25 protein-coding genes are annotated in these 25,536 nt (G+C 68.2%); 15 read left to right on the top strand and 10 right to left on the bottom strand.

Annotated elements, in window-relative coordinates; all coding sequences use genetic code 11:
• The first annotated feature begins 260 nt into the window (after nt 1-260).
• Entirely contained in the window at nt 261-1,154 is an 894-nt protein-coding gene (locus HDA45_RS12205; RefSeq protein WP_184894759.1) for an SDR family NAD(P)-dependent oxidoreductase, read from the top strand.
• Here HDA45_RS12205 and HDA45_RS12200 read toward each other — a convergent pair.
• Nucleotides 1,151-1,807, bottom strand: a complete 657-nt coding sequence (locus tag HDA45_RS12200; RefSeq protein WP_184894757.1) for a maleylpyruvate isomerase N-terminal domain-containing protein — start codon at nt 1,805-1,807, stop codon at nt 1,151-1,153. The two genes, HDA45_RS12205 and HDA45_RS12200, sit on opposite strands and share 4 nt — an antisense overlap.
• A gap of 211 nt (nt 1,808-2,018) precedes the next feature.
• The gene (locus HDA45_RS12195) at nt 2,019-3,878 is read right to left on the bottom strand and encodes an AMP-dependent synthetase/ligase (RefSeq protein WP_184894756.1); all 1,860 of its coding nucleotides are present in this window, start codon (nt 3,876-3,878) and stop codon (nt 2,019-2,021) included.
• Between the two features lie 154 nt (nt 3,879-4,032).
• Here HDA45_RS12195 and HDA45_RS12190 point away from each other — a divergent pair, with 154 nt between their 5' ends.
• From HDA45_RS12190 to HDA45_RS12165, 6 genes are all read left to right on the top strand, one after another.
• On the top strand, nt 4,033-5,217 hold the full coding sequence (locus HDA45_RS12190; RefSeq protein ID WP_184894755.1) for a kynureninase: 1,185 nt from the start codon (nt 4,033-4,035) through the stop codon (nt 5,215-5,217).
• Between the two features lie 544 nt (nt 5,218-5,761).
• The gene (locus HDA45_RS12185) at nt 5,762-6,112 is read left to right on the top strand and encodes a hypothetical protein (protein WP_184894753.1); all 351 of its coding nucleotides are present in this window, start codon (nt 5,762-5,764) and stop codon (nt 6,110-6,112) included.
• Nucleotides 6,113-6,485: 373 nt separating this feature from the next.
• Complete coding sequence (locus HDA45_RS12180) at nt 6,486-8,981, top strand: nitrate- and nitrite sensing domain-containing protein (protein WP_184894751.1); 2,496 nt, start codon at nt 6,486-6,488, stop codon at nt 8,979-8,981.
• Nucleotides 8,982-9,392, top strand: coding sequence for a roadblock/LC7 domain-containing protein (locus tag HDA45_RS12175; RefSeq protein WP_037306800.1), 411 nt, complete (start codon nt 8,982-8,984; stop codon nt 9,390-9,392). It begins immediately after the preceding gene.
• On the top strand, nt 9,389-9,760 hold the full coding sequence (locus HDA45_RS12170) for a DUF742 domain-containing protein (protein WP_101610141.1): 372 nt from the start codon (nt 9,389-9,391) through the stop codon (nt 9,758-9,760). Before HDA45_RS12175 ends, HDA45_RS12170 begins: the two co-directional genes overlap by 4 nt.
• Nucleotides 9,741-10,346, top strand: coding sequence for a GTP-binding protein (locus HDA45_RS12165; RefSeq protein ID WP_101610140.1), 606 nt, complete (start codon nt 9,741-9,743; stop codon nt 10,344-10,346). Before HDA45_RS12170 ends, HDA45_RS12165 begins: the two co-directional genes overlap by 20 nt.
• Nucleotides 10,347-10,409: 63 nt before the next feature.
• On the opposite strand, the gene HDA45_RS12160 is transcribed toward HDA45_RS12165, so the two are convergent.
• Nucleotides 10,410-10,835 (bottom strand): DoxX family protein, encoded by a 426-nt coding sequence (locus HDA45_RS12160; protein ID WP_184894749.1) that lies wholly within the window; start codon nt 10,833-10,835, stop codon nt 10,410-10,412.
• 196 nt (nt 10,836-11,031) lie between these two features.
• The gene (locus tag HDA45_RS12155) at nt 11,032-11,472 is read right to left on the bottom strand and encodes a DoxX family protein (protein ID WP_184894747.1); all 441 of its coding nucleotides are present in this window, start codon (nt 11,470-11,472) and stop codon (nt 11,032-11,034) included.
• Nucleotides 11,473-11,613: 141 nt separating this feature from the next.
• Here HDA45_RS12155 and HDA45_RS12150 point away from each other — a divergent pair, with 141 nt between their 5' ends.
• Nucleotides 11,614-12,081 carry an NUDIX hydrolase gene (locus HDA45_RS12150; protein WP_184894746.1) on the top strand — a complete coding sequence of 156 codons (468 nt, stop codon included), beginning with the start codon at nt 11,614-11,616 and terminating at the stop codon, nt 12,079-12,081.
• A 110-nt stretch (nt 12,082-12,191) separates the two neighbouring features.
• Here HDA45_RS12150 and HDA45_RS12145 read toward each other — a convergent pair whose 3' ends face one another.
• A complete protein-coding gene (locus tag HDA45_RS12145) occupies nt 12,192-12,836 on the bottom strand; it encodes an HAD family hydrolase (protein WP_184894744.1) in 645 nt (214 codons plus the stop codon).
• 147 nt (nt 12,837-12,983) lie between these two features.
• On the opposite strand from HDA45_RS12145, the gene HDA45_RS12140 reads away from it, so the two are divergent.
• The 3 genes from HDA45_RS12140 (at nt 12,984) to HDA45_RS12130 (ending at nt 16,872) form a co-directional block, all read left to right on the top strand.
• Nucleotides 12,984-14,573, top strand: coding sequence for a discoidin domain-containing protein (locus HDA45_RS12140; RefSeq protein ID WP_343072055.1), 1,590 nt, complete (start codon nt 12,984-12,986; stop codon nt 14,571-14,573).
• A gap of 74 nt (nt 14,574-14,647) precedes the next feature.
• Nucleotides 14,648-15,892, top strand: coding sequence for an MFS transporter (locus HDA45_RS12135; protein ID WP_184894743.1), 1,245 nt, complete (start codon nt 14,648-14,650; stop codon nt 15,890-15,892).
• Nucleotides 15,889-16,872: a TolB family protein gene (locus HDA45_RS12130; RefSeq protein WP_184894741.1), complete on the top strand. Its 984-nt coding sequence runs from the start codon at nt 15,889-15,891 to the stop codon at nt 16,870-16,872. The genes HDA45_RS12135 and HDA45_RS12130 overlap by 4 nt, the downstream gene beginning before the upstream one ends.
• Before the next feature lie 86 nt (nt 16,873-16,958).
• Here the strand turns inward: HDA45_RS12130 and HDA45_RS12125 are convergent, their stop codons facing one another.
• The 4 genes from HDA45_RS12125 to HDA45_RS12110 form a co-directional block, all read right to left on the bottom strand.
• On the bottom strand, nt 16,959-17,510 hold the full coding sequence (locus HDA45_RS12125) for an O-acetyl-ADP-ribose deacetylase (protein WP_184894739.1): 552 nt from the start codon (nt 17,508-17,510) through the stop codon (nt 16,959-16,961).
• A gap of 10 nt (nt 17,511-17,520) precedes the next feature.
• Nucleotides 17,521-18,318, bottom strand: a complete 798-nt coding sequence (locus HDA45_RS12120; protein WP_184894737.1) for an alpha/beta fold hydrolase — start codon at nt 18,316-18,318, stop codon at nt 17,521-17,523.
• Between the two features lie 23 nt (nt 18,319-18,341).
• The gene (locus HDA45_RS12115) at nt 18,342-18,986 is read right to left on the bottom strand and encodes a DUF998 domain-containing protein (RefSeq protein ID WP_184894735.1); all 645 of its coding nucleotides are present in this window, start codon (nt 18,984-18,986) and stop codon (nt 18,342-18,344) included.
• 125 nt (nt 18,987-19,111) lie between these two features.
• Nucleotides 19,112-20,245 carry a metallophosphoesterase gene (locus HDA45_RS12110; RefSeq protein WP_184894733.1) on the bottom strand — a complete coding sequence of 378 codons (1,134 nt, stop codon included), beginning with the start codon at nt 20,243-20,245 and terminating at the stop codon, nt 19,112-19,114.
• Nucleotides 20,246-20,381: 136 nt separating this feature from the next.
• On the opposite strand from HDA45_RS12110, the gene HDA45_RS12105 reads away from it, so the two are divergent.
• Entirely contained in the window at nt 20,382-21,242 is an 861-nt protein-coding gene (locus HDA45_RS12105; protein WP_184894731.1) for a hypothetical protein, read from the top strand.
• Between the two features lie 149 nt (nt 21,243-21,391).
• Here the strand turns inward: HDA45_RS12105 and HDA45_RS12100 are convergent, their stop codons facing one another.
• Nucleotides 21,392-23,653 (bottom strand): ATP-binding cassette domain-containing protein, encoded by a 2,262-nt coding sequence (locus HDA45_RS12100; RefSeq protein ID WP_184894729.1) that lies wholly within the window; start codon nt 23,651-23,653, stop codon nt 21,392-21,394.
• Between the two features lie 77 nt (nt 23,654-23,730).
• Here HDA45_RS12100 and HDA45_RS12095 point away from each other — a divergent pair, with 77 nt between their 5' ends.
• The 3 genes from HDA45_RS12095 (at nt 23,731) to HDA45_RS12085 (ending at nt 25,535) form a co-directional block, all read left to right on the top strand.
• Entirely contained in the window at nt 23,731-24,513 is a 783-nt protein-coding gene (locus tag HDA45_RS12095; protein ID WP_184894727.1) for a TetR/AcrR family transcriptional regulator C-terminal domain-containing protein, read from the top strand.
• Nucleotides 24,514-24,523: 10 nt separating this feature from the next.
• Nucleotides 24,524-24,955: a nitroreductase family deazaflavin-dependent oxidoreductase gene (locus tag HDA45_RS12090; RefSeq protein WP_184894725.1), complete on the top strand. Its 432-nt coding sequence runs from the start codon at nt 24,524-24,526 to the stop codon at nt 24,953-24,955.
• Nucleotides 24,956-25,055: 100 nt separating this feature from the next.
• Nucleotides 25,056-25,535, top strand: a complete 480-nt coding sequence (locus HDA45_RS12085) for a pyridoxamine 5'-phosphate oxidase family protein (RefSeq protein WP_184905532.1) — start codon at nt 25,056-25,058, stop codon at nt 25,533-25,535.
• Nucleotide 25,536: the final 1 nt, after the last annotated feature.

Here is a 25,536-nt window from a genome sequence, read left to right as displayed (position 1 = left end):
GTATGCCTCCGGCTACAGGGAGACGAACAGAAGACCAGCGAATCCTTCGCCTGTTAGGCCGATCGAGCTACGCCGTCTGACCGGTGAGTGACGTCGGTCTGACTCGTCCGCGGGTATCTGCGCGCCGATCGCCCCGTCCTCGCTCGGCGCAGCCCGGCCGCCGTTCGCCGCCGCCTGAGTCCCGGTTGGGCCGAATGGGCCAACACTGAGTAGAGACCGGTCTGGAGGTGGAGGCCGGCCGGGCCAAAGGGGTGAAGGCGATGAACGGTTTGCTCGACGACAAGGCCGTCGTCGTGACCGGGGCGGGACGGGGCCTCGGCGAGGCGTTCGCGGTGCACGTGGCGAGGGCGGGCGGGGCCGTCGTGGTCAACGACATCGACCTCGCGCTGGCCGAACGGACGGCGGAGAACATCCGCCGCTTCGGCGGGAAGGCGGTCGCCAGCGGGCACAGCGTCGCGGATCCGAAACAGGCACAGGAGATCATCGACCTCTGCCTCGGCGAGTTCGGCGCTGTCGACGGGCTGGTCAACAACGCGGGGTTGAACTACGAGGCGTTGCCGTGGGAGGACGACGTCGAGCAGGCCCGTGAGCTGGTCGAGGTGAACGTCCTCGGCGTCATGTACACCGGGCTCGCCGCGATCAAGGCGATGGTCGCGCGCGGCAAACCGGGCTCGATCGTCAACATCTCGTCCGGGGCGTCACTCGGGCAGCGCAAACTCGGCGTATACGCCGCCAGCAAGGGCGCCGTCGCTTCGCTGACCTACTCCTGGGCGCTGGATCTGGAGGAGAGCGGGATCAGGGTGAACGCCGTCTGCCCGCTCGCGCACACCCGGATGGTGTGGAAATCCGAACGGTCGCTGCGGTCCTGCCCGCCGGACCGGACGCCGTCGCGGATCGCGCCGGTCGTGCTGTTCCTGCTCGGCGCCGGATCCGACGGGATCACCGGGCAGATGATCCGCTGCAACGGACCGCAGCTGCACGTCATGGGGCAGCCGTACCTGAAGCAGCCCATCCTCGAGCGGCCGGTGTGGGACACCGAGACCGTGCAGCGCGCCTTCGACGAGGTCTTCAGCGCGCACCTGGAGAACTACGGTCTCGAAAAGCGTGTCCCACCCCGGCTGCGCAAATGGACGGAGTCGACCAGGACGGCCTAACCGACCACGAACGGCAGCTTCGCGGCCAGGTCGCCGAGCTCGGCCGTCTCCGCGTCGGTCGGCTCACGGCGTCCGGTGCCGACGAGCAGCGCGTCCGTGTCGGAGAACGACGCCGGGAACTTCTCCCCGGTGCGCTGCTCCAGGATCTGCCGCGTTTTGGCGAGGCCGTCGGCGGCCGGACCGGGGAGGTGCGGCAGGTGCGCGACGAGGTCGAGGTGGTGCAGCGTCCACTCGAGGACGTATGCGGAGAGGTAGTCGCCCGCGGACAAGACGATGTCGCGGGTGCCGACCCACATCCCCGGGTCGGCGAGGTCGGCGGCCCGGCCCGCGGCGGAACCGACGTCGTCGAGGTGGAACTTGAGGAGCCGGGGCTCCTGGTACGCGGCGGCGAGACGCACGATCAGCGCGTCGAGATCGTCCTCGCCGGTGGGCGGCTTGTCGGTGACCTCCCAGTAGGTGACCGCGTTGCGCGTGGGCGTGGTTTCGGCGGGGGTGGCGAGGGTGATCAGGACATCCTGGGCGTCGATCACCAGGTGACACACCAGGTCCTGGACCAGCCAGCCCGCGCAGCCGGACGGTTTGGCGAAGTCTTCGTCGGGGGTTTCGGCGACGGCGGCGAGAAGCGCCGCCCATGAGCGGGAGAAGAGATCCACGGCGGCAAGTTAGCAGCGACGGCACCCTGGTGGCGAGCCCTTTCGGCAGGCACGACGGATCCGTGCCCAGGCCCGGAACTCGCGTGATTGAAGCCGGAACTCGCGTGATTGGAGACCGCAGTGCGAGTTCCGGCTCCAATCACGCGAGATCCGGCGGGAGACACGGGTGATCCGGCTGCCGGCGTGGGGTGAGACCTGGGCCCTGCCGGTTTCAGGAACCGGCGGCGGGAGCCGGAGCGGTGGCCTCGTAGAGATCCGAGATCGCCGGCGCGTACCGGTCGTTGATGATCCGCCGCTTCAGCTTCAGCGTCGGGGTCACCTCGCCGCTCTCGGGTGTCCACGCCTTCGGGATCACGTGGTACCGCTTGATCTGCTCGATCCGCGCCAGCCGCGCGTTCGCCGCCTCGACGGCCTTCTCGATCTCCGCGCGCACCTGCGCGTTGTCGGCGAGCGATTCGCCTTCGGTGAGCTGGATGCCGTTCGCGGTCGCCCAGCCCGGCGCGATCTCGTCGTCGACGACGATCAGCGCCGTCACGTAGGGCCGCTTCTCGCCGATCGCGACGGCCTGCCCGATCAGCGGGTGTTCCTTGAGCAGGCCCTCGATCTTCGTCGGCGCGATGTTCTTGCCGCTCGAAGTGATGATCAGTTCCTTCTTGCGGTCGGTGATCGTGATGAAGCCGCGTTCGTCGATCGTCCCGATGTCGCCGGTGGCGAGCCAGCCGTCGGCGTCGATGTCCGGTTTGATCGAGCCGTCCTCCTGCAGGTAGCCGAGGAACACGATCGCGCCGCGGACCAGCAGCTCACCGTCCTCGGCGACCTTCACCTCGATACCTTCCAGCGGCTTCCCGACCGAGCCGGCCTTGAACGCCGACGGTGTGTTCGACGTGACCGCGCCGGTGGTCTCGGAAAGCCCCCAGACCTCCTGGATCTCGACGCCGAGCCCGGCGATGAAATACAGGATCTCGACCGGAAGCGCGGCGGCACCGCTGGTGGCGACCTCGATCTGGTCCAGGCCCAGCATCGCCCGGATCGGTGCGAGCGCGGCCGCGTCGGTCTGCGCGATCTTCTCCGCCAGCTCCGGCGGGACCTCTTGGCCCTCACTGCGCAGTTTGTAGCCCTGTTGCAGGAGTTCGTTGGCGCCGATCAGGCCGTTCCGCTTGTCCTCCGGCAGCGAACCGAGCAGGTTCTTCAGGCCCGCGACCATCTTTTCCCACACCCGCGGGACCCCGAAGAAACTCTTCGGGTGCACCTGGCCCAGCGCGCCGACGACGGCCGTCGGGTCGCCGACGGTGTGCACGTGCCCGGCCCACACGATCGGCATGTAGATCGAAATTTCGCGTTCGGCGATGTGCGCGAGCGGAAGGTACGCGATGTTCGAGGCGTGCATCGGCGACTCGTGCAGTTTCTGGACCGCGATCGCCTCGTAGATCGCGTTCCGGTGTGACAGCACGACACCCTTGGGCTCGCCGGTGGTGCCGGAGGTGTAGATCATCGACAGCGGGTCGTCCGGGCCGATCGCGGTCCACACCGCTTCGAACGCCTCCGGGTCGGCCGCGTGCGCTTCGGCGCCCGCCGCGCGCAGTTCCGCGAAGGACAGGAACCTCTTGTCGTCCGGGGGGACCACGGACGCGTCGAGCAGCACGACATGGCGCAGCGCGGGCAGGTCGTCGAGGACCTGGGACCAGCGGCCGAGTTCGTCGGCACCGGCGAGGACGACGACGCCGGCGGCGCTGTGCCGGGCGACGTACCCGATCTGCTCCGGGCTGAGCGTCGCGTACGCGGTGCACGGGATCGCGCCGAGATGGGCCGCGGCGAGGTCGGCGATCAGGTGCTCGGGACTGCTCGGCGCCATGATCAGCATCCGGTCGCGGGATCCGAGCCCGAGCCCGGCGAGCCCGCGCGACACCTCCGCGATGGCGGTGCGGAATTCGCGCCAGTTCAGGGTCGGCTTGCCCTCGATGTCGAGTGACGTGACCGCCGGCAGCTCACCGAACTCCTGGGCGTTGCGGTGAAGCAGGGCGGGGATGGTCTGGCCTTCGATCTGCTCGGCGACGGTCGGCTGGTTGGTCAACGCTGGCCTCCTCGATGCTGCCTGATCAGGCACACTGTAAGGGCTCTCGTCAGTGGTGGATAGAGAATCGCGGCCACGGTTGCACTACGCGAAATGTCCACCTTTTCCGTTTTCATCGCGTCAGTCGTGGACTTCCGGAACGCTCTCGCCGACGATGATCACCGTGACTGACCTCGTAGCCGAGGCCGCGGCACTGGACGCGGCCGATCCCTTGGCGCACAAGCGAAACGATTTCGACCTGGACGACTCTGTCGCCTATTTCGACGGCAACTCGCTGGGCGCGCCGCCGAAGCACGTGGCCGGACGTGTCGCCGCCGTCGTCCGCGAGGAATGGGGCGGGCGGCTCATCCGGTCTTGGTCGGAGGGCTGGTGGGAGGCGCCGGAGCGGGTCGGCGGGCGGATCGCGCCGCTCGTGGGGGCCGCGCCGGGGCAGGTCGTCGTGGCGGACTCGACCAGCGTGAACCTCTTCAAAGCGCTGGTCGCCGCGACCCGGCTCAACCCCGGCCGCGACGAGATCCTCGTCGACGCGGACACGTTCCCGACCGACGGCTACATCGCGGACGAAGCCGCCCGGTTGACCGGGTGCACGGTGCGCCGGGTCGTCGCCGAGGACCTGCCGGACGAGGTGAGCGAACGGACGGCCGTCGCGCTGGTCAACCACGTCGACTACGTCACCGGCCGTGTCCACGACATGGCCGCGCTCACCGGGGCGCTGCACGGCGCCGGGGCGCTCGCGCTCTGGGACCTCTGCCACAGCGTCGGCGCGCTCCCGGTCGAACTGGACGCGACGGGCGTGGACCTCGCCGTCGGCTGCACCTACAAATTCCTCAACGGTGGACCGGGTGCGCCTGCGTTCCTTTATGTGGCAACGAAATGGTTGACTCGATTCGAGCAGCCGCTGGCAGGCTGGGCCGGTGATCGCGATCCGTCCGCGATGCGCGGCGCGTACGAGGCGCACGCCGGGATCGCGCGTGGCCGCGCGGGAACTCCCGACATCCTTTCGCTGCTCGCGTTGGACGCCGCCCTCGACGTCTGGGACGGCGTGGATCGCGGGCTGCTGCGTGAGAAGGGCCTGGCGCTCGGCGATTTCTTCTTCCGGTGCGCGGACGAACTCCTCGACGGCGCGACCATCGCGACCCCGCGCGGCGAAGATCGCGGACACCAGATCTCGGTCATCGACGACGACGCGGCCAAGACGATGGCGGCCCTGATCGACCGCGGGGTGATTGGGGACTTCCGTCCGCCCAACGTGTTGCGGTTCGGTTTGGCGCCGCTCTACACCACCTACGGCGAGGTGCTCCGCGCCGTCACGACGTTGGGGGAGCTAGCCGAGGGGTGAGGCGAAGGTGCCGGGTGCTGGTGTGGGTTGAGCGGGGAGGATTTGGGACGTTGAGCGTCCCAAATCCTTCACCGTCAACCCCGGGCACCCGCGCGACCCGTCGTCCTCGAGCAGGTCAGGCGTAGGTCGGCAGATACAGAACGCAGGAGGGCAGCTCGCGCGCGGCGGCACCGGGGTCCGGGAGCCCGGCGCCAGGATTTCGAGCATCTTCGAAGGCTCTGGCTTCCACAGGGACCGAGGGGGTCGTGCCAACCACGCCCAGCAGATAGAACGTTCTGTCTCGCAGGGGAGCGAATACTCCTTATAGACCCGCGCCGTCCCCCGCGCGGAAATGGTGAAGCTCATTCGGGAATCGGTGGCAAAAAGGTGATCACCTAGCCCCGCCGGGGGAGATGGGCAGCACTTTCACGAATTCGCTGTTAGTCTCGATATTCGCTCTCGCCGCGAGTGTGACGTAGATCCTTCCCCTGTGGCGTAAGGAAAACTCGCGTCGCCCGTCTCGGTGGCGAGGCGCGGGCCACGGCGCCTGGAGAAGGAGGGGATCGTGTCGCTCACCTATGCCGCCGTCGCCGTGTTCGGGGTCGCTTCCGGTTTTCTGCTCAACGAATTCGGATCGCGATACCCGGTCGAGACGGTGCTCGTCGCGATCCTGATCTGCGGGGTGGTGACGCTGTGCTGGGCGGGCGTCCGGATGCTCCGGGACGCGTCCATGAGGGTCGACGCGCTGCTCGAAGACGAGCTGGGCCGCGCGGACGAAGATCATTTGGCCGAATCGTCGGCAATAGGCTTCCGTAATTCGCGATTTCGTGGGTCGAACGGCGTTACGGCGGCGTTCCTCCGGGGTGATGTCGTTCGCAAACCGAACGGTATGTGGAGCCCTGGTCCGAAAGCGTGAGCGAGGTCACGGCGCGTAGTTTTCGTCGACTTTTCCACTGAGACGCGAGTGCGACGAGGTGTGACTTGATCGAGTCCGATGAGCGTCGATCAAGCCGCTGCCTGCGGTAAACCGCCAGGTGATCTACTGGTGAGTCACTTCGCGGGGCACCCGTGTCCACGTGGTGGACTTTCGAGGTCCGACGGCCTCTCGTCACCAGGTCACGGCGATATGCGACTACCCTTCGCGTCCGGGCTTGACTCACCCGTTTGGGTCTCCTAGCGTCTTCGCGGGCGGAGCGGACCACGCTGTGTTGATCCGGCTATCGGATCCCGCGGGTATGAGATCCCCGGCGACCCGACACCAATAACTGCCGGAAGGAAAACGGACCACGGTGAAGCAGATTTCCCTTCGACGAGGCCGCGGCTCTTCGATTCGTTCGCGCGTTCTGACGATCGCGCTCATTCCGAGCATCGCGCTGATGCTCGTCGGTCTCGCGATCGGCGGGTACTTGATCTTCGACGCGGTCAACGGCCGCGACTACGCGCAACGGATCCGGGGCTCGGAAGCCCCCACCGTCCCCTTCTTCGGTCAGATCCAGGAGGAGCGCCGGCTGACCCTGCGCGAGCTCGCGGGCGACCGTTCGCAGCACGCCGCGCTCGTCGAGCAGCGCGCCAAGACCGACGCCGCCACCCAAGGTGTCGTCAGCTATCTCCAGACCCTGGTCGGCAACTCGCCCGACAGCGTGCAGCGCAACATCGCCACGGTGAGCGGGCTCTTCCAGAAGATGCCGCAGATCCGGCAGTCGGCCGACTCCGGTCAGTTGCCGCTACTCGACGCCTTCACCTACTACAACCAGATCGTCGACCAGTTCGTCGAAGGTCTCACCGGTTTCGCCCAGGACGCGCCGAACGCGGAGAACGCCTATCAGCGCATCACCGCGGTGCCGCTGTTCACCGCGATCGACCAGTTTCAGCGCGCGAACTCCCTCGCCGCAGCGGCCGTGGCGGGCGGCGGCTTCACCGACGAGACCTACCGCGCGTACGTCACCCAGGTCGGTTCGTACCGGTCACTGCTCGAGTCTTCCGTGACGCGAATGTCCCCGGGCGTCAAGGCGAAGTTCGACCAGCTCGTCGCGAGCGACCCGTGGAAGGCCGTCAGCACGGTCGAGAACACTTTCCTGCAGAACAGCAAGGCCACGCTCCCGGTGCCCGAGCAGCTCTGGCTGCAGTCGGCCCGCGGCGTCGGCGACGCGATGATGCGCGGATTCGTCGAGCAGAGTGGTGCCGCCACGACCGAGGCCATCGACGAGGCCGACCGGACGCTGATCACGTCGGCCATCGCCGCGGCCATCGCGCTGCTGGTGGCGATCGCCGTGTTCTTCGTCGCCCTGCGACTGTCCAACCGGCTCATCGGCAGGCTGGCCCGGCTGCGCGAGGACACCCTCGACGTCGCCGAGATCCGGCTGCCCGAACTGGTGGACCGGGTGCGGGCGGGCGAGCCCGTCGACCTCGACGACAAGGGCCACTTCCTCGACCACGGCGACGACGAGATCGGCCAGGTCGCCGAGGCCTTCAACAAGGCGCAGCAGACAGCCATCGCGGCCGCCGTCGAAGAGGCCCGGACCCGTGAGGGCACCAAGACGGTGTTCCTCAACATCGCCCACCGCAGCCAGGTGATCGTGCACCGCCAGCTCAAGGTGCTCGACCAGGCCGAGCGCAAGCAGGAGGACCCGGAGCAGCTGGAGACGCTCTTCCAGCTGGACCACCTCTCCACCCGCGCCCGCCGCAACGCGGAGAACCTGATCATCCTCGGTGGCGGCCAGCCCGGCCGTCAGTGGCGCAAGCCGGTCACGCTGGCCGAGCTGACCCGGGGAGCCTCGGCCGAGACCGAGGACTTCGCCAGGGTGAAGACGGCGAAGATGCCCGCGATCGCGGTGCAGGGACCGGTCGTCGGCGACCTCGTGCACCTGCTCGCGGAGCTGATCGACAACGCGACGTCGTTCTCGCCGCCGCAGTCTCGCGTCGAGCTGCGGGGCAACGTGGTCGGCAAGGGCGTCGTGATCGAGGTCGAGGACCAGGGCCTCGGGATCGAGCCCGAACAGGCCGCCGAGCTGAACGCGATGTTGGCCGATCCGCCGGACTTCGGCATCATGGCGTTGTCAGCCGAGCCGCGGCTGGGCCTGTTCGTGGTCGCGCGCCTCGCCGCGCGCCACGGGATCTCCGTGCACCTGCGCGAGTCCGCGTACGGCGGCACCAGGGCCATCGTGCTCGTCCGCACCGACCTGCTCGCGCCGGTCCCGTCTGATCAGCCGGAGGACGAGGTGGACCCCGAGAGCACCGAGGTGCCGGACGCCGCGCCGCTGCTCCCGGGCCGTCGTGCCCGTCACCGCACCGAGCTCCCCGCGGAACGGCCCGAGCTCCCCGTGCCGATGCCGGTGGCACCCCAGATGCAGCAGGGCCCGGAGCAGTCCGGTGCCGCGTTGCCGCCGTTGCCCCCGCGCCAGCCGCGAGTGCCCCGGCCCGAGACGCCCAGGCCCGAGCCGATCCGCCCGGAGCCCGCCCGTGCCGAGGCCCGGCCGCAGCCGGTGCAGCCGCCGGCGTGGCCGCCCGCGGACACCCGACCGCAGGACGGCCGTCCGCCGCAGACCCGGCGACCCGGCCCCGAGGCGCCCGGCAGGCCACCGCTGCCGCAGCGCCGTCGTCAGACGAACCTGGTCCCCCAGCTGATGGAGGACCGGCCCGCCGCCCAGCGCGAGGAGATCCGCGAGGACACCCCCGAGCTGGCCAGGAACCGCCTCGCCGCGTTCCAGCAGGGGACACGCCGCGGCCGGGACACCGAACCCACCGACGAGTACACCGACCACGACATGTACGGAGATCGTGACTAGATGGCCAACGCGGGAGTCAGTGAACTCGACTGGTTGCTGGATGACCTGGTCAAGCGGGTCAGCGGTGCGGACAGGGCGGTGGTCCTCTCGGCCGACGGTCTGCTCATCGGACGGTCCGGCAACCTGTCGGAGCAGGACGGCGAGCACCTGTCCGCGGTGGCGTCGGCGTTCCAGAGCCTCGCGCGGGGCACGGGACGGCACTTCGGCGGCGGCAACGTCCGTCAGACCATGGTGGAGATGGACCACGCCTTCCTGTTCGTCACCGCGGCGGGTCGCGGCGCGTGCCTCGCGCTGCTGGCCAAGGAAGACGCGGACATGGGACTCGTGGCCTACGAGATGAACCTGATGGTCAAGCGGGTCGGCGCGGTGCTCACTTCGGCGCCCCGCGCCGCGACTCCCACGTCGCCATGAGCGGGCGGCACGAGTCGTGGTTCGAGGACGAGGCCGGTCCGCTGGTCCGGTCGTACGCCGTCACGGGCGGGCGCACCCGCTCGGACACGCTCGGACTCGACCTGATCACCCTGGTGGTCGCGATGCGCACCGCGCACGAGGTCGCCGGCTTCGAGCCGGAGTACGGGCGGATCCTCAACCTGTGCCAGAGACCGACCTCCGTCGCGGAGGTCGCCGCGCGTATCGATCTGCCGCTTCCGGTGGTGAAGGTGCTGCTGAGCGACCTCATCGAACAGAACCTCGTGCTGTTCCGCACCGCGACACCGGTCACCGACACTCCCAACAAACACGTACTCCAGGCGGTTCTTGATGGCATCCGGAAACTCTGAGCCCCGGCGATCCCTGACCGCGAACGCGGTCAAGGTCCTCATCGCCGGCGGGTTCGGGGTCGGTAAGACCACGATGGTCGGTTCGGTCAGCGAGGTTCCCCCGCTGCGCACCGAGGAGGTCATCACCGCGGCGTCCGAGGGCGTCGACGACCTCACCGGTGTCGAGAAGAAGACGACCACCACGGTCGCCCTCGACTTCGGCCGGATCACCATCAACCCCGAGCTGATCCTGTACCTGTTCGGCACCCCGGGGCAGGACCGGTTCTGGTTCATGTGGGACGAGCTGGCCGAAGGCGCGCTCGGCGCCGTCGTGCTGGCCGACACCCGGCGGCTCGACAGCTGCTTCGCGGCTGTCGACTTCTTCGAGCGCCGCGGGCTGCCGTTCGTCGTCGCCGTCAACTGCTTCGACAACGCGTATCGCTACGGCACCGAGGAGGTCCGGCAGGCGCTCGACGTCAGCATGGACGTCCCGCTGCTGCTGTGCGACGCGCGGGAGCGCGACTCGACGAAGCAGGTGCTGACCGTGCTGATGGAGCACGTGCTCGCGCTGTCCGACCTGGCGGCCGGCCTCCCGCAAGGCCGCTGACCTTTTCGCGCGTGAAGGCCCCCTTCCCTCGGCTCAGCCGAGGGAAGGGGGCCTTCACGCGATTCAGGACTTGCGGCGGCGGCGCAAGGTGTCGAGCGCGTAGGTGCCAGGGCCGACCACCGCGAACAGCAAGAAGACCCACGAGTACAGGGCGGCCGTCTCGCCCTTGTTCTGCAGCGGCAGCAGCGCGTCGGGTTGGTGGACGACGAAGTACGCGTAGGCCATCGTGCCCGAAAGCAGCACCGCGACCGGGCGGGTGAACAGGCCCACCAGGATCAGCAGCGAGCCTGCCAGTTCGATCACTCCGGCGTACCAGCTCGGCCAGACGCCGAACGGGACGGCGGGCTTGTCGAACAGTCCCATCTTCTGCAGACCGTGGCAGAGGAAGAGGAACGAGACCACTACGCGGACGACTGAGAGGGCGAGTCCTTGCCACTTGGCGGGGGTCGGGCCGATCTCGGTGGTCGTGGCGGTGGCTGTCTGGGTCATGACGCATCCTTCCGGCTCAAGGTGGTCTAAACCATTGATGCGATAGAGGATGCCGGATACCCCCATCGGTAGGGAACTTTCTTTCGGGGGGTAATTCCACGGTATGGCCGAATTTATTGACAGGAAATCGACAGGTACGCGATAAAGGCCCCTTTCCTGGAATCATTCCAGGAAAGGGGCCCTTTCGATTCTTGTATCAGCGTCGGCGGCGCAGCGTGTCGAGAGCGAAGGTGCCAGGGCCGACCACCGCGATCAACAGGAAGATCCAGCAGTAGAGGGTGGACAGCTCGCCCATGTTCTGCAGCGGCAGCAGGCCTTCCGGCGCGTGGACGGTGAAGTAGGCGTAGGCCATGACGCCGGAGAGGAGCACCGCGACCGGCCGGGTGAACAGGCCCACGAGCACCAACGCGGCGCCGACGACCTCGATCACGCTGCCGTACCAGCCGGGCCAGGAGCCGAGTTCCACGGAGCCGCCCGCGCCGTCGACGCCACCGAAGAAGCCGAATCCCTGCAAGCCGTGGCAAAGGAAGAGGAACGAGACGACGATCCGGACGGCCGACTGGATCGCGCCCTGGGCCTTGGCGGCACGCGGGGTGGCGGTGGTGGTGGTCTCGGCGGGGGTGATGGTCTGCGTCATGGTTCCGGTCCTTCCGGGAGAGGCTGTCGGGCTGCTTCTGCTCATGCGTCGGACGGGCTCGACGTGAATCGACATCCGGGCGGAAACTTTTTTCGCGGGGCGGTCGCATCACCCGATCGGAGCAAGGCCAGACTGGACGCCATGGCGGGTAAGACGAGTGCCGGGATCCTGCTCTTCCGCAGGTCGGGCGAGGTGACCGAGGTACTGCTCGGGCATATGGGCGGGCCGTTCTGGGCGAAGAAGGACGCGGGCGGCTGGTCGGTGCCCAAGGGTGAGTACGAGCCGGACGAGACGCCGGAGGCCGCGGCGCGGCGCGAGTTCCAGGAGGAACTGGGGCTGCCGGCGCCGGAGGGTGAGTACCGCCCGCTCGGCGAGGTGAAGCAGTCCGGCGGGAAGGTCGTGACGGTCTGGGCGGTGGAGGGGGACCTCGATCCCGCTCAGGTGGTTCCCGGGACCTTCGAGATGGAGTGGCCGCCGCGGTCGGGCCGGACGCAGGAGTTCCCGGAGGTCGACAGGGTCGCCTGGTTCGGGCTCGCCGAAGCGGAGGAGAAGCTACTCAAGGGCCAGCGTCCGTTCCTCACCCGGCTGGGTGAGCTGCTCAACGGCTGAGTAACTCGCTCAGCAGGCCGCGTAGTCCGTGAAGGCCTCCTTGAGGGACTCTGGGTCTCTCAAGGAGGCCTTCACGGACCTGCGGGCTCGGTGCGGGTACTCGCGAGGTCCTACCGCTCGAGTAACTCCCCGAGGGGTTTGTCGGCCAGCGAGCCCAGCACGAGATCGGCGTGGTCGAAGTTCAGCACCGCGGTGATCGGGTTCGGCACCGCGACACACCTCAGCCCGGCGGCCTTCGCCGCGGTGACGCCGTGCGGTGAGTCCTCGAACGCGATCGCCTCGGACGGCGGCAGGTCCAACGCGGCGAGAGCGGCGAGGTAGAGGTCCGGGCTCGGCTTCGCCTCGTGGAGGTCGCCGGTGAGGACGGCTTCGAACGCGTCCGCGAGGCCGAGCCGGTTCAGATGCGTGGAGACCCAGTCTCCGGTCGAGCTGGACGCGATCGCGAGCCGGAGGCCTTGTTCCTTCGCGTCGTCGAGGTACTCCTGGACGCCGGGACGCGGTCCCTCGGATTCCAGCAGTTCGGTGACCCGGGCGCGGACGCCGGTGCGGACCGCGATCCTGTCGAGGTTCTCGTCGTCCTTCGCCAGCAGTTCGAACATCGCGATGGCGGTGTTCTGCGTGCCGATCACGGTGTGCCAGACGTCGAGGGGGAGTTCGCCGCCGCGTTCCCGGAAGGTTTCCTGCCACGCCACGAGGACGGCCGCTTCGGTGTCGACCAGCGTTCCGTCGAAGTCGAAGATCAAGGCGCCGGTCATGGGACGAGTCTACGTCTTGACTCGCTGAGTGGTACGGATTACCGTACGCATTCGTTAGGAAAGTTACCAAACGAACAGTGTACTCGAAGTGAACGCCGCGCACCCGTCCCTCTCAACCCGCCGCCACGGATTCCCGGGGAGATCGATGTGAAGGCCCGAACCCGACTACTGCCCATAGGCGCGGCCGTCATCCTGTTGCCGACGCTGCTCAGCGGAAGCGCCCAGGCCGCTGATGTCCTTTTGTCCCAAGGAAAACCTGTCCTCGTCTCCTCGGTCGAGGCCGCGGAGTACGGCGGCCCGCTCGCCGTCGACGGGAAGACCAGCACCCGCTGGGCGAGCGCCGAAGGCGCGGACCCGCAGTTCATCCGCATCGACCTCGGCGGCCCGTCCGCCGTCAACCGGGTCAAGCTGAACTGGGAAGCGGCGTACGCCACCGCGTACAAGCTGGAAGTCTCCAACGACGGCTCGGCGTGGACCTCGGTCAAGTCCGTCACCAACGGCAACGGCGGTACCGACGACCTCACCGGGCTGTCCGCCCGCGGCCGGTACCTGCGCCTCGTCGCGACCAAACGCGCCACCAGTTACGGCTACTCCCTTTGGGAGATGCAGGTTTACGGGACGTCGGACTCGTCCGGCGACACCCAGGCGCCCACCGCGCCGACGAACCTCAAGGCCGGCGCGATCACTTCGTCCACAGTGGACCTCACGTGGACGGCCTCGACGGACAACGTCGGTGTCAGCGCGTACGAAGTGCTGCGCAACGGCCAGGTCGTCGGCACTTCGGAAAGCGCTTCCTACACGGACAGCGGATTGACCGCGGCGACCGCGTACACCTACACCGTCCGCGCGAAGGACGCCGCCGGCAACACTTCGGCCGCCAGCGGCCAGATCCAGGCGACCACGCAGGCGGGCGGCGGTTCGTCGTTCGTACTGGCCGCCGCGGGCGACATCGCGGACCAGTGCACGGCGTCCTCGTCGTCGTGCATCCACCCGAAGACCGCCAACCTGGTCGGGCAGATCAACCCGGCCGCGGTGATCACCATGGGCGACAACCAGTACGACGACGCCCATATCGAGGACTTCACGAACTACTTCGACAAGACCTGGGGCAAGTACAAGAACATCATGCACCCGGTCCCCGGCAACCACGAGACGTACGACCACACTCCGCTGGGCGCCTACAAGAAGTACTTCGGCAAGATCGCGACGCCGAACGGGAAGACCTACTACAGCTGGGAAATGGGCAACTGGCACTTCGTCGCGATCGACAGCACGGAGTTCTCGCCCGGCCTCGCCGCGAACGCGGTCAGCGACGAGCAGCTGAACTGGATCAAGCAGGATCTGGCGAGCAACACCAAGCCCTGCGTCGCCGCGTACTACCACCACCCGCGCTACACCTCGGGTGACCACGGCGACAACCCGAAGATGGCCACGCTCTGGGAGACCATGGTCAAGAGCAAGGTCGATCTGGTGCTCAACGGGCACGACCACCACTACGAGCGGTTCTTCCCGCAGAACGCCAGCGGCGCCAAGGACGTCAACGGCCCGGTGCAGATCATCGGCGGTGGCGGCGGGATGACGCTCTACCCGGTCAAGACCGAGCACCCGGCGACGGCGAAGGCCATCTCGACCTTCGGTGTGCTCAAGCTGAACATGTCGGACAACGCGTTCTCGACGCAGTTGATCGGCCTCGACGGCAAGACCATCGACTCCTCGCCCACCTACACCTGCCACTGATCCCCGTGATCAGGTGCCGGGTCGCGGCCGTGTGCACCGCGACCCGGCACCTCCTCGCGGCGTAGGAGGTCTCCATGTACATCGCCACCGCCAGGGGAGCGGACACCGCGGCGGAAGTACCGAAGAGCGGCATGAAGCGGGCCGTCACCGGGAACGTCGTCGCGCTCGGCCTGGTCAGCCTGGTCACCGACATCTCGTCGGAGATGGTGACCGCGGTACTCCCGCTCTACCTCGTCCTCGGTCTGGGCCTGAGCCCGCTGCAGTTCGGCGTGCTCGACGGTCTCTATTCCGGTGTCACCGCGCTGGTCCGGCTCGTCGGCGGGCATCTCGCGGACCGGTGGCAGCGGCTCAAAGCGGTGGCCTGCTTCGGTTACGGCCTTTCCGCGCTGGGCAAGATCGGCCTGATGCTGGCGGGTTCGTCCACCGTCGCGATCGGCGCGGTCCTCGCGGCCGACCGCACCGGCAAGGGCGTCCGGACCGCGCCGCGGGACGCGCTGATCACGTTGAGCAGCGACCCCGAGCACCTCGGCCGCGCGTTCGGCGTGCACCGGGCGATGGACACCTTCGGCGCGTTCCTCGGCCCGCTGGTCGCGATGGCCGTGCTGTGGCTCAGCCTCGGCAGCTACGACTCGGTGTTCTTCACGAGTTTCTGTATCGCCGCGATCGGCGTGATCATCCTGCTGGTCCTGGTCAAGGACCACCAGCCGAAGCCGAGGGCCGAAAGGCACAAGGTCTCGTTGCGGGAGACCGCGGGCCTGATCCGGCAGGCGTCGTTCCGCCGGATCTGCGTCTGGGCGGCCCTGCTGGGCCTGGTCACCCTCAGCGACTCGTTCCTCTACCTCGTCCTGCAGCGCCGATGGGATCTCGGCGCGGTGTTCTTCCCCCTGCTGCCACTGGGAACCGCCGGTGTGTACCTGCTGCTCGCCGTCCCGCTCGGCAGGCTTTCGGACCGGGTCGGCCGCTGGAAGGTGTTCCTCGGCGGGCACGTCGCGCTGGTCGTCGCGCTGCTGGCGCTGCTCGGACCGGTGGACGGCGGGGTGCTCGCGGTGCTGGCGCTCGTGCTGCACGGTGTCTTCTACGCCGCCACCGACGGTGTCCTGATGGCCGCCGCCGGGCCGCTGCTGCCCGAGCATCAGCGGGCGAGCGGACTGGCACTGGTGCAGACCGGCCAGGCGACGACGCGGATGTTCGCGTCCGTCCTTTTCGGACTCGCATGGACCGCGTGGGACCTGCACGCCGCGGTCTTGGTCGCCGCCGGCGCGCTGGTGGTCGTGATCGTCGCGGCCGCCGTACTCCGTCCACTGAGGACATACGCATGAAAACACGGATACTGGGTGTGGTGGCGGCTGTCGTCGTCCTGATCGCGGCGGCCGTCGGCTACGGGCTCTACTCGCGGGACCGCGGGCCGGGCGTCAACGCCGTGGCCGTGGTTTCGGGTCAGCCGGTTTCGGTGCAGGCCAAGGGGCAGCTGCTGTTCCGCAACACCGCCGAAGGCCCCGACTTCGGGCATCTCGCCACGGTTCCGGCGGACTCGCCCGGCCAGCCGCGAAAGGTGGCGGGCCTCAGCTGCGACCGATTCGCCGCCTCCGCGGGAACGGCGCTCTGCCTGGCCGCGCAACCCGGTGTGCTGCCGCCGGTGACCGACGTCATCGTGCTGGACAAGGACCTCAACGAGATCCGCCGCGTCGAACTGCCCGGCACACCCAGCCGGGGCCGGGTCTCGCCGGACGGCAGGCTCGTCTACTGGACGCTGTTCGTCAACGGTGATTCCTATGCGGAGACAGGGTTTTCGACCAGGGCCGGGATCCTCGACCTGTCGAGCGGGCAACTGCTGAAGAGCGTCGAGGAGATGGCGCTGTTCCTCGATGGCAAGCAGTACTACTCGTCCGACGTGAACTATTGGGGGATCACCTTCGCGGCCGACGGCAAGAAGTTCTACGCGACCGTGGGGACGAAGGGGAAGACCTACCTCGTCGAGGCGGATTACGAGAAGTTCAGCGCGAACATGATCCGGGAGAACGTCGAATGCCCGTCACTTTCGCCGGACGGGAAGCGGATCGCCTTCAAGAAGCGGGTTTCCGCCGATCTCGCTGCGCCGTGGCGGCTGGCGGTACTCGATCTGGCTTCCGGCCGGGAGACCTTGCTGGCCGAGACGCGGAGCGTGGACGACCAGGCGGCGTGGCTCGACGACCGGACCGTCGCGTACGGGCTCGAGTCGGGGATCTGGGCGGTTCCGGCGGACGGGAGCGGGGCGGCGCGGGAAGTGGTGCAGAGGGGGAGTTCGCCCGCGGGTGTCTAGGCGGGCTCGTGAGCCGAGCCGGTACTTTCGCGTGATTGGATGGACGACTCGCGTGACTGGATGGACGACACGTGTCGTCCCATCGGTCACGTGAACCGCCCGACCGCGGGAATGCCGAGCGCGTCCGCCTGCTCCCGGAACACGTCGTAGCTCGCTTTCTCGAACAACACGAACCGCACCACCTCGACGGAACTGGACCCGGCCGCGAGGGTGCTCAGCACGGTCTCGAGGGCGATCTCCGCGGCCGATTCGATCGGCCACCGGAAGATCCCGGTCGAGATCGCGGGGAACGCGACGGTATGCGCGCCGAGGTCGGCGGCGACGTGCAGCGAGTTGCGGTGGCAGGCCGCGAGCAACGGGGAACGGTCTTCGGAATCCGACCACACCGGTCCGACGGTGTGCACCACCCAGCGCGCCGGAAGGCGGCCCGCCGTGGTGGCGACCGCCTCTCCGGTTTTCAGGCCCTTGCCGTAGTGCCCCGCGCGCAGAGCCCGGCATTCGGTGAGGATGTCCGGCCCGCCGCGGCGGTGGATCGCGCCGTCCACCCCGCCTCCGCCGAGCAGGGACGAGTTCGCGGCGTTCACCACGACGTCGACCCGCTGTTCGGTGAGGTCGCCTTCGCTCAGTTCGATCCGCATGACCGCTCCGTCAGCCGGTGAAGTAGTCGATCAGTACCGGGGCCACCGCCTTCGGCTTGAGCATATGCGTCTGGCCCTCGATGGTGCGGTGTTCGGCGCCGGGGACGGCCTTCGCCAGCGCGGCGACGCCGTTGCGGATCCAGGCGGGGCTCTTGCCTCCGTCCATGACCAGCGTCGGCACGGAGACGCCCGCCCAGCGGCCCTCGGGCAGCGGGGTGCCGTCGTGCAGGCCGTCGAACAGCGCGGCGTCGTAGCGCAGGGTCGGCGCGACTTTCTTCAGCTTCGGCCACGCGGGCATGAGCTGCATCATGAACACGACCGGCGCCGGGACGCGGACGCCTTCGCGCATGAAGGTCTTGATCGCGGTGCCGGGCCGTCCGGTGGCGATGGCCTTCTCCAGCCGTTCGGTGTAGTCGGACGGCACCGGCGGGCGAGTGTCGTCGACGACCAGCGGGAATTCGTAGACCGCCAGTTTCGTGATCGGGAGTCCGGCTTTCGCGGCTTCGAGGGCGAGCGCGGCGCCGGACGAGATCCCGTAGACGAGGGCTGTCCCGCCCGCTTCCTTGATCAGCGCGGCGATGTCCTCGACTTCGCGGGCGACGGAGAACGGTTCGGTGTCACCGCTTTCGCCGCGGCCACGCCGGTCGTAGGTGTAGACGGTGAAATGCGGCGCCAGTTCGGTGGCCAGCGGGGTGGCCGGACCGAACTCGCGGTGGCACATCGCGCCGTCGACCAGGATGACGGCGGGGCCGGAGCCGGTGCGGGTGTAGGCGATGGTGGTGCCGTCTTGCGAGGTCACGGTGCTCATGACAGGGATTCTCCTCGATCGGGCTAGCGAGCGGAACGGACGATGACGGCGGTGACCCAGCCCCAGGCCAGCAGCACGGCGGCCCAGAAGGCGAGCATCACGACGGCGTTCGCGTTGCCGGAGCTGATCCCGGCGAACGAGGCGAAGAACGCGACACCGGTGGCGCGGGAGTAGACGGCCCAGCCGCGGTGGCCCTCACGGGAGAAGCGGCTCGCGAACACGAAGGTCGCCACGATCAGCGAGAGGAAGCCGACCGAACCGGCGGCCATATGCAGGACGCCCGCGGTGCTGACGGTGGCCTGGCCGGTGCCGACGGGGAAGCCATTGCCGGGGTCGGCCTTGAAAACCGCCGCGAAAAGCAGGCTGACGCCGAAGGTGCCCAGTAACCGTGGTCCCCACGTGCTGCCTCTGCCCGGCTCGAGCGTCCGGCTCAGGCCGATCGCTCCCGCGATCATCAGGACCCCGGTGACCAGGAAGTTCGTCACCTGGATCCAGCCGGCGTCGCCGTTGCTCAGCATGCTCGCGGGGTGCTTCGTCAGGTCGAAACCGTCACGGACGGCGGCCTGCGTGAACGAGGTCAGGAAGTACAGCGGACCCGAGACCGCGCCGCAGGCGAGCAAGGCGCGGGTCGGGATCGCGAGCGGGGTTCGGGTGGCGGCGATGGTCATCGTCTCGGCCTTTCGGAGCGGGCGGTTCGTTGCGCCTACTCTCGCCCCGAACACTCCAGTTGTCAAGACAAAAAAAATTGTCGGTAATGCCTGGATGCGACCCCGAAGGCGTCGCATCCAGCGGACTACTTGCTGTTTCGCAAGGTCAGGAGGGTGATCTCGCTCGGCGCGAAGACGCGCAGCGGCGGTCCCCAGAAGCCGGTGCCGCGGCTCGTGTAGAGCTGCGTGCGCTCGCCGTGGCGCGAAAGTCCGGCCAGGACGGGCTGATCGAGCCGGACCAGGAGATGGAACGGCCAGATCTGGCCGCCGTGCGTGTGCCCGGAGATCTGGAGGTCGATCCCCGCCTCGGCGGCTTGCTTGACCTGCTTCGGCTGGTGCGCGAGCAGGACGACCGGGGTGCTCGCGGCGACGCCGTCGAGTGCGGCGGGAAGGTCGGGGCCGTGTCCCGGCAGGCCGGAGGCGGCGCCTGTCGGATCGTCGATCCCGGCGAAGACGAGCGTGTCCCCGCCTTGCCGGACGGGCAGGTGGCGGTTGTGCAGCGGTTCCCAGCCGAGGTCGCGCATGTGGTCGAGCCAGGCCTGCGCCTCGCCGAAGTACTCGTGGTTGCCGGTGATGTAGAACTTGCCGAGTTTCGCGCGCACCTTCCCGAGCGGTGCGACCTGCCGTGCGCGTTTGGCGACGGAACCGTCGGCGAGGTCGCCCGCGTGGGCCACGACGTCGGCGTCGAGTTCGTTCACCACCTCGACGACCTTCTCCGACCACTTCGTCCGGTTCAGCGGGCCGAAGTGGGTGTCGGTGATGATCGCGAAGCGGAGCCCGTCGAGACCGGCGCCGAGCCGGGGGATCACGACGTCGAGTTCCTTGAGCCTCGGAACGCGCCGCGCTTCGACCATCCCGTACGCCGCCAGCACCGCGAAGGCCGCCACGACGACGCCGGACACGATTTCCGCCGCACTGTCCACTCCGGACACCTCGAGCACGAGCCGCAGCACGTTTCCGAGTACCGACATGGAGAACAGCAGCCAGATCAGCCCGAGGGAGAGGTCGCCGATCTTCGCCGCGAGGTCGCGCTGCCACGGGCCGTGGCCCAGGACCATGCACGCGGGTACGGCGATCGCCGCGACGGCGAACACGATCGTGCCGAGGACTTCGAGCGCGGACGGGAGTTCGGGGGAGCCGACGATCGTCCACCACGGCAAACCGAAGAGGAGGGCGAGAACGGCGATCAGCGCGGCGACGCGGACAAGGATGCGGGGCATGATGTCGGCCAGACTAACAGACCATCGGTCTCTACCGCGGTCCTCGCTGAGGGGCTCTCAGGTACGTAAACGGACGTACGCGAGATGTCGCTTCACGGCCGACGCTTTTCACGGCGTCCCGGAAGACACTCTCGACATGAAGGAGTTACGGCGGATCGAGCGCGTCGCTTACCTGACCGGGACGCTCTTGTTCCTGAGCGGTGTCGTGCACGCTGTCGTGCTGATCGCGTCCGGCGGTTCGTGGACCGGACCGCTGTCGATGCGGAAGGCGGTAACCTTCGGCTTGTCGTTCGGGCTGACGCTGGCGACAGTCGCTTGGGCGACGTCGTACGTGGCGGTGCGGCCGCGTGTGCGGAACGTGCTGCTCGGCGTCTTCATCGCGGCGAGCGTCGTCGAGACGGTGCTGGTGAGCATGCAGGCCTGGCGCGGGGTGCCGTCGCATTTCAACTTCGAGACAGGCTTCGACAACGCGGTGTCGACGACGCTCGCGGCGGGCGGCGGCGTCATCATCCTGACGGCGGTCTCGTTCACGGCCGCGGCGATGCGCGGCGAAGGGGAGACGACGCCGAGCATGCGGCTCGCGGTGCGGTTCGGACTCGTCGCGCTGCTGGTGGCGCTCGGCGCGGGGGCGGCCATGATCGCGAGCGGCGTCGTCGAGGCGCGGAGCGGGAACCCTCAGGTCGCGTACACCACCGCCGGCGCGCTGAAGCCGCTGCACGCGGTGGCGATGCACGCGATCCTCATCGTGCCAGGACTCGCCTGGCTGCTGCGGTTCGCGGACTGGACGGAACGGCGGCGCGTGCGGCTGGTATGGGTGGCGATCGGTGCTTACGCCGTGCTGACCGCGGTGGTGGGGCTCGAATCGGTGACCGGGGTTTCGCCGCTGGCGGCTTCGCCAGTCGAGACGGTGACTTCGGTACTCGCACTGGGGGTGCTGGGGCTTGTCGGTGCGGTCGCTGCTCGTGAAGCGGTTCGTGGGCGCTCCCGGGTGCTGTGACTCGACTGTCCACACAGGATGTTTGGGGTGTTGCGAAAGCCACTTTCGCAACCTTCAAGGTTGCGAAAGTGGCTTTCGCGACACCACCGAACCACCAGGCCGCGCCGGTGCCAAAGGAGCGGAAGTGTCGCCTGTGGACGCCGGGCGCGCTACTGGCCCACGTACGCACGCAAGTGCTGCGCCGTGAGGGTGTCACCGGCGGCGACCAGGTCGGCGGGTGTCCCGGTGAAGACGACCTCGCCGCCGTCGACACCGGCGCCCGGGCCGAGGTCGACGATCCAGTCGGCGTGTGCCATCACGGCCTGGTGGTGCTCGATGACCACCACCGTGTTGCCGTCGTCGACCAGCCTGTCCAGTAGCCCCAGCAACTGGTCGACGTCGGCGAGGTGCAGTCCGGTCGTCGGCTCGTCGAGGACGTAGGTCGCCGACTTCTCCGCCATCCGGATGGCCAGTTTGATCCGCTGCCGTTCCCCGCCGGACAGCGTGGTGAGCGGCTGCCCGAGCCCGAGATAACCCAAGCCGACGTCGGAAAGCCGGTCCAGGATCGTCCGGGCCTGCCCCGAGGGGAAGAACTCGCGCGCCTCGGCGACAGGCATCGCGAGGACTTCGCTGATGTTCTTGCCCCGCAACTGGTAGGTCAGCACCTCGGCGGTGAACCGCTTGCCCTCGCACTCTTCGCAGACCGTCGCGACCCCGGCCATCATCGCCAGATCGGTGTAGATCAGCCCGATGCCCTTGCATTTCGGGCACGCGCCTTCGGAGTTCGCGCTGAACAGGGCCGCCTTGACGCCGTTGGCCTTGGCGAACGCGGTGCGGATCGGGTCGAGGAGGCCGGTGTAGGTCGCCGGATTGCTCCGCCGTGAGCCGCGGATGGCCGACTGGTCGAGCACCACCACGTCGTCCCTTGTGGACAGTGAGCCGTGGATGAGTGAACTCTTGCCCGAACCGGCGACCCCGGTGACCACGGTCAGCACCCCGAGCGGGATGTCGACGCTGACGTCCTTGAGGTTGTGCCGGGTCGCGTTCCGGATCTCGAGCTGCCCGGTGGGCACGCGGACCTCGGTCCGCAGCCGTGCCCGGTGGTCGAGGTGCCGTCCGGTGAGCGTGCCGGACGCCCGCAGGCCCGCGACGTCGCCGGTGAAGCAGAGCTGCCCGCCGTTCGGACCGGCGCCCGGGCCGAGATCGACGACGTGGTCGGCGATCTCGATCGTCTCCGGTTTGTGCTCGACGACGAGCACCGTGTTGCCCTTGTCCTTCAAGAGGAGCAGGAGGCCGTTCATCCGCTGGATGTCGTGCGGGTGCAGCCCGACTGTCGGCTCGTCGAAGACGTAGGTGACGTCGGTGAGGCTGGAACCCAGGTGCCGCACCATCTTCACGCGCTGCGCCTCACCACCCGAAAGCGTCCCGGATTCGCGGTCGAGGCTCAGGTAGCCGAGGCCGATCTCCACGAGCGAGTCGAGCGTGCCGCGCAGGGTCTGCATCAGCGGGCCGACCGACGGGTCGTCGATCTTGCGGAGGAAGTCGGCCAGGTCGTTGATCTGCATCGACGAGCAGTCGGCGATGTTCAGCCCGTCGATCTTCGACGACAGCGCCGCCTGGTTGAGCCGGGCGCCGTCGCACGCCGGGCACCGCCGGAAGGTGATCGCCCTGTCCACGAAGGCCCGGATGTGCGGCTGCGTCGCTTCCTTGTCCTTCGCCAGGAACAGCCGCTGGACCTTCACCAGCAGGCCCTCGTAGTTCGTGTTGATCCCGCCCATCTTCATCTTCGTGGCGGGTTTGTGCATGAAGTCTTCCCACTGCTGCGGGGTGTAGTCCTTCAGCTTGACCGCCGGATCGACGAAACCCGCTTCCGCCAGTCCCTTCCAGTACCAGGACCCCGGCGCGAAGTTCGGGACGGTGATCGCCCCTTCGTCGAGCGAAAGCTCCTTGTCGACGAGCTGGTCGATGTCGATCGTGGAGACCTTCCCCAGCCCCTCGCAGTCGGGGCACATCCCCTCGGGAAGGTTGAAGCTGAACGCCCCCGACGTCCCGATGTGCGGCTGTCCCAGCCTGCTGAAGACGATCCGCAGCATGGTGTGCGCGTCGGTCGCGGTGCCGACCGTGGAGCGGGAGTTGGCCCCCATCCGCTCCTGGTCGACGACGATCGCGGCGCTCAGGTTCCGCAGCGCGTCCACGTCCGGCCGTCCGACCGGGGCCATGAAGGACTGGATGAACGCCGTGTAGGTCTCGTTGATCAGCCGCTGCGACTCCGCGGCGATGGTGCCGAACACCAAGGACGACTTCCCGGAGCCGGAAACACCGGTGAAGACGGTGAGGCGGCGCTTGGGGATGTCGACCGAGACGTCGGTGAGGTTGTTCTCTCTGGCTCCGCGGACCTGGATCATGTCGTGGCTGTCGGCGGCCGAAGGCATGGCTCTCCCCTGGTTGGAACTCTTTAGCCTGTAAAGTGAGGGTAGCAGAGGTTACTTTATGCTGTAAGGAGTGGCAAGTGGTCGTCTTCGCGGCTCAGGGAGATCCTCGGCGGTCGATGGTCCTGCTGTGGCGGACCGAGTCGCCGGATGTCGAGCGCCCTGGCCCCAAGCCGGGACTTTCGGTGGCCCTGATCGTCGAAACGGCCATCGCGATCGCGGACGCCGAGGGCATGGCGGGCCTTTCGATGCGCGCCGTCGGCGACAAGCTCGGCCGCACGGCCATGGCGCTCTACACCTATGTCCCGAGCAAGAGCGAACTGCTCGATCTCATGTACGACGAGGCGCTCGCCGAACTCTCGGCCGCCTACGACGGGGACGGCTGGCGGGACGACGCCACGCGCTGGGCCGAGGATCTCTGGAGCTTCTATCTGCGGCATCCCTGGGTTCTGCAGGTCTCGCAGGCGCGGCCGGTGCTGGGGCCGAACGAATACGTCGTACTGGAGGCGCTCGTGAAGATCCTGCGCCGCACCGGACTGCCCCCGGTGGTGCTGAGGCGGCTGATCAGCGCGCTGTACTCGTGTGTGCGAGAGCCGGCGAGGACGGCTTCGGAGTCGAGGCTGGCCGAGAAGGCGACAGGCCAGTCTGATGACGAGTGGTGGTACTCGCGGTCCGCGCACCTGAAGGAGGTCTCGCCGGACTTCGGCGAACGTTTCCCGACGCTGACCTGGTTGGAGGGTGAGCACGCGTTCCGGATGGAGGACGAGACGGTTTCCTACCTGGAGCAGGAGGCGAGGGAGGCTTTCGAGCTGTCGCTGACCGTTCTCCTGGACGGAATCGAAGTCGCGATGAAAGCGGAGTAGCCTTCTCCGCATGCCCAGTGATTTCGCCTTGAAGACCATGAACGCCGTCCATCGCGTCATCCAGAAGGTCAGCGGCGGCCGCGCCGGCTGGCAGGTCGCCGGGATGACCGTCCTGGAACTGACCACCATCGGCCGCAAATCCGGCCAGCCGCGAACCGTCCTGCTGACCTCGCCGCTGCGCGAGGGCGACGCGTACGTCATCGTCGCGTCCCGCGGTGGCGACGACCAGCACCCGGCCTGGTTCCTCAACCTCCGCGACAACCCCGACGTCCAGGTCACCCTGAAGGGCGAGACCGCACGGCCGATGGTCGCGAGCATCGCCGACACCGAACTGCGCGCCCGGCTGTGGCCGAAGATCACCGCGGACTACAAGAACTACGCGCAGTACCAGACCAAGACCGAGCGGGAGATCCCCGTGGTCCTGCTGTCGCCCAAGGCGTAAGCCCGGCATCCCCCGCAGGGGCCGGGTCCATCGGCCCTACCGGCGAGTCGGTCGGGGAGGGACCGTGGATCTCGACGAAGTACACGACGAGAACGCGGGGATGCCGATGTCTGACTCCTTGGGTCTCGAGATGCTCGACCGCGAGCAGTGCCTGGCGCTGCTCGCGGGTTCCGGGCTGGGCCGGGTGGTGTTCACCTCCCGGGCCCTGCCGGCGATCCAGCCGTCGCGGTTCGCGCTGCACCACGGCGCGATCGTGGTCCGGACGCCGTCACAGAGCGCGCTGTTCGCCGGAGTGCTCGACAGCGTGGTGGCGTTCGCCGTCGACGAGTTCGCCGCGGATCTGGGAACCGGTTGGTACGTCACCGTCCTCGGCCGCGCCTCCGAGGTGCGTGACCCGATCGTGATCGCCGAGCTCGCGGCCCTGCCGCTGGGCTGCTGGACTGGGCGAACGGACTCCCGTTACCTCCGGATCCCGATCGAGTCGGTGACCGGACGAAGGATCCTCGCCGTGTGCAGTAACGAAGCACTGTCCGTGATCGACGCACCAGATGAGCGATCCGGGCGCGTTTGTCATTCCTGAC

Source organism: Amycolatopsis umgeniensis (assembly GCF_014205155.1).
Lineage (GTDB): Bacteria > Actinomycetota > Actinomycetes > Mycobacteriales > Pseudonocardiaceae > Amycolatopsis > Amycolatopsis umgeniensis.
The sequence above is the reverse complement of the archived record's forward strand: the minus strand, read 5'-3'. Positions and strand labels throughout refer to the sequence as shown.

Excerpts from the sequence above, each read along its gene's own strand:
- HDA45_RS12205 (WP_184894759.1), top strand. The coding sequence starts at position 261 with ATGAACGGTTTGCTCGACGACAAGGCCGTCGTCGTGACCGGGGCGGGA.
- HDA45_RS12190 (WP_184894755.1), top strand. The coding sequence starts at position 4,033 with ATGATCACCGTGACTGACCTCGTAGCCGAGGCCGCGGCACTGGACGCG.
- HDA45_RS12175 (WP_037306800.1), top strand. The coding sequence starts at position 8,982 with ATGGCCAACGCGGGAGTCAGTGAACTCGACTGGTTGCTGGATGACCTG.
- HDA45_RS12170 (WP_101610141.1), top strand. The coding sequence starts at position 9,389 with ATGAGCGGGCGGCACGAGTCGTGGTTCGAGGACGAGGCCGGTCCGCTG.
- HDA45_RS12165 (WP_101610140.1), top strand. The coding sequence starts at position 9,741 with ATGGCATCCGGAAACTCTGAGCCCCGGCGATCCCTGACCGCGAACGCG.
- HDA45_RS12160 (WP_184894749.1), bottom strand. The coding sequence starts at position 10,835 with ATGACCCAGACAGCCACCGCCACGACCACCGAGATCGGCCCGACCCCC.
- HDA45_RS12155 (WP_184894747.1), bottom strand. The coding sequence starts at position 11,472 with ATGACGCAGACCATCACCCCCGCCGAGACCACCACCACCGCCACCCCG.
- HDA45_RS12150 (WP_184894746.1), top strand. The coding sequence starts at position 11,614 with ATGGCGGGTAAGACGAGTGCCGGGATCCTGCTCTTCCGCAGGTCGGGC.
- HDA45_RS12145 (WP_184894744.1), bottom strand. The coding sequence starts at position 12,836 with ATGACCGGCGCCTTGATCTTCGACTTCGACGGAACGCTGGTCGACACC.
- HDA45_RS12135 (WP_184894743.1), top strand. The coding sequence starts at position 14,648 with ATGTACATCGCCACCGCCAGGGGAGCGGACACCGCGGCGGAAGTACCG.
- HDA45_RS12130 (WP_184894741.1), top strand. The coding sequence starts at position 15,889 with ATGAAAACACGGATACTGGGTGTGGTGGCGGCTGTCGTCGTCCTGATC.
- HDA45_RS12125 (WP_184894739.1), bottom strand. The coding sequence starts at position 17,510 with ATGCGGATCGAACTGAGCGAAGGCGACCTCACCGAACAGCGGGTCGAC.
- HDA45_RS12120 (WP_184894737.1), bottom strand. The coding sequence starts at position 18,318 with ATGAGCACCGTGACCTCGCAAGACGGCACCACCATCGCCTACACCCGC.
- HDA45_RS12115 (WP_184894735.1), bottom strand. The coding sequence starts at position 18,986 with ATGACCATCGCCGCCACCCGAACCCCGCTCGCGATCCCGACCCGCGCC.
- HDA45_RS12110 (WP_184894733.1), bottom strand. The coding sequence starts at position 20,245 with ATGCCCCGCATCCTTGTCCGCGTCGCCGCGCTGATCGCCGTTCTCGCC.
- HDA45_RS12105 (WP_184894731.1), top strand. The coding sequence starts at position 20,382 with ATGAAGGAGTTACGGCGGATCGAGCGCGTCGCTTACCTGACCGGGACG.
- HDA45_RS12100 (WP_184894729.1), bottom strand. The coding sequence starts at position 23,653 with ATGCCTTCGGCCGCCGACAGCCACGACATGATCCAGGTCCGCGGAGCC.
- HDA45_RS12090 (WP_184894725.1), top strand. The coding sequence starts at position 24,524 with ATGCCCAGTGATTTCGCCTTGAAGACCATGAACGCCGTCCATCGCGTC.
- HDA45_RS12085 (WP_184905532.1), top strand. The coding sequence starts at position 25,056 with ATGCCGATGTCTGACTCCTTGGGTCTCGAGATGCTCGACCGCGAGCAG.